At 73.9% G+C, this 2,075-nt stretch carries 2 protein-coding genes; both read right to left on the bottom strand.

The window, feature by feature from the left end:
* Window positions 1-1,331: histidine kinase dimerization/phospho-acceptor domain-containing protein (locus D7V93_RS42240; RefSeq protein WP_120648592.1), on the bottom strand; the 1,331-nt coding region annotated here is incomplete at its 3' end.
* A gap of 319 nt (window positions 1,332-1,650) precedes the next feature.
* Window positions 1,651-2,075 (bottom strand): TIGR02265 family protein (locus D7V93_RS42235; protein ID WP_120648591.1); only part of this gene is annotated, 425 nt, incomplete at its 5' end.

The raw sequence follows: 2,075 nt of genomic DNA, 5'->3' as shown, positions 1-2,075 counted from the left end.
TTGGATATCAACGCCGCCACCGCCTGGTCCACCCGAAGCCGGTCCCACGTGCCCCACAGCCCGCGGCGCGGCGACTGGCGCAGCTCACACCCCGCCGCCGCGGCCTCCGCCTGGTAGCGCTCCAGCACCTCCGCCACCAGCTCCTCCAGGTCGAAGCGCTCCGGCATCAGCGACAGCTCGCCGCTGCTCAGCTGCGACACGTCCAGCAGCCCCTCCACCAGCGTGCCCAGCCGCCGCACCTGGCGCACGCTGCGCTCCAGGCGCGCCACCACCTCCGGATCCAGGCGGTGCGCCTCCGAGCGCTGCAGCAGCGTTCCCAGTTGCAGCCGCAGCGTGGTGAGGGGGGTGCGCAGCTCGTGCGCGGCCACGGTGAGGAACTCGTCGCGCAGGCGCACCGCTTCGCGCGCCTCCTGGAACAGCCGCGCGTTCTCCAGGGCCAGGCCCGTCCGCCGCGCCAGCTCCTGCGCCAGCGACAGGTCCACCCGGCCCAGCGTGCGCTCGCCGAGCGTGCCCAGGGACAGCACGCCCAGCACACCGTCGCGGCCGGGCAGCGGCACGTTCACCACCGAGCGCAGGCCCAGCTCCTCCAGCCCGCGCTGGTGCCCCGCGTCCCCGTGGATGGGTTCGGCGCGCAGGCGCACGTCCGCCACCAGCTCCGACGTGCCCGTGCGCAGGACGTGCATGGGGCCCCCGGTGGCCTGCGGCTCCAGGGGGTAGCGCTGGTGCAGCTTCATCGCCAGGGCGCGCCGGGCCGCGTCCGGGTGCGCCAGCGCCACCAGCTTCAGCCCGCCCCGCTCCGGGTCGTGGAGGAAGAAGGCGCTCCAGTCCGCCACCCGGGGCACCACCAGCTGGACGAGCTGATCCAACCGCGCCTCCTGCTCCAGCGACGCGCTGAGCATCTCGCTGGCCCGGGCCAGGATTTCGCGGTCCACCTCCGCCCGCGCGCGCTCGCGCCGCACGCGCGTCTCCTCCAGCTCGCGCGCCACCGCCGGCCCCAGCCGCGCCAGCCGGTCCTTGGAGAAGCAGTCGCGCGCGCCCGCCTTCATCAGCGTGACGGCCTGCTCCTCGCTGAGCTGGCTGGACAGGACGATGAGCGGCACGTCCCGCCCCACCGCGTGGAGCACCCCCAGCACGTCCAGCGCGCTGAAGCCCCGCAGCCGGTAGTCGCACAGCACCAGGTCCCAGTCGTCGGTGGCCAGCGCCTCGCGAAGCCCCACGAGCGTCTCCACCCGATGCGTCGTGGGCCGGTAGCCCGCCTGCTCCAGCTCCGCCATCACCAGCGCCGCGTCGTTGGCGTTGTCCTCCACCAGCAGCAGCCGGAAGGGCGTCATGCCCGTGCCCCGGCCGTCACCGCCACCCGGAGGGATGCGACCTGGAGAGGGACCTGGACACGGCCGGGCGCCGTGCCGGGAGCGCTCCGCCCGGGGGCCCACCGCCGCGCCGGCCGGGAGCCTTGTGCTGCATCCATTCGCGTGACTCCTCCCGGGTGTAGGGCCGGAAATACCGCAGCATCCGGCGACGGGCCTGCTCCACGCATGCTAGTGGCCCTGCCTGTCACACCTCCGGGAGAAATGCCGGACGTTCGCTTCCGACCGCTGGCTGGTGAACGTCCCGCCCCCCGTCCTCCGCCCCAGCCGGGAGCGACCCGGACTACCAGGAAACGTCGTATTCACTGTCGAGCAGGGAGAGCTGGCGTCCGTGCACCCGCACGTCCTGGGCGCCCACCGCCTCCAGCGCCCCCAGCAGGACGCCCTCGTGGTAGGGCGCGGGCATGAAGTCCCGGCGCATCACGAAGCGCGCGCTGCGGTCCCCGGTCCACAGCACGGTGCGCTCGCCATAGCTCACCGCCGTCCGGTAGCCGTTGGCCAGGTGTTGCAGCAGCAGCCGGGGGTCGCGCCGCGAGGCCTGCATCAGCTCCCGGCCGAACATGGAGGCCAGGAAGTCCACCGTGGCCTGCGTCCCGATGTAGTGCAGCGACTGCGCCCAGTCCCCCAGCTGCGGGCGGAGCAGCTGCGTCGCCCGGGCCGCCATCTCCAGGAAGCGCGTCACCGGGTACAGCTCCCCGGGGTTCAGCT

It is taken from the genome of Corallococcus llansteffanensis, assembly GCF_003612055.1.
Classification (GTDB): domain Bacteria; phylum Myxococcota; class Myxococcia; order Myxococcales; family Myxococcaceae; genus Corallococcus; species Corallococcus llansteffanensis.
The sequence above is the reverse complement of the archived record's forward strand: the minus strand, read 5'-3'. Positions and strand labels throughout refer to the sequence as shown.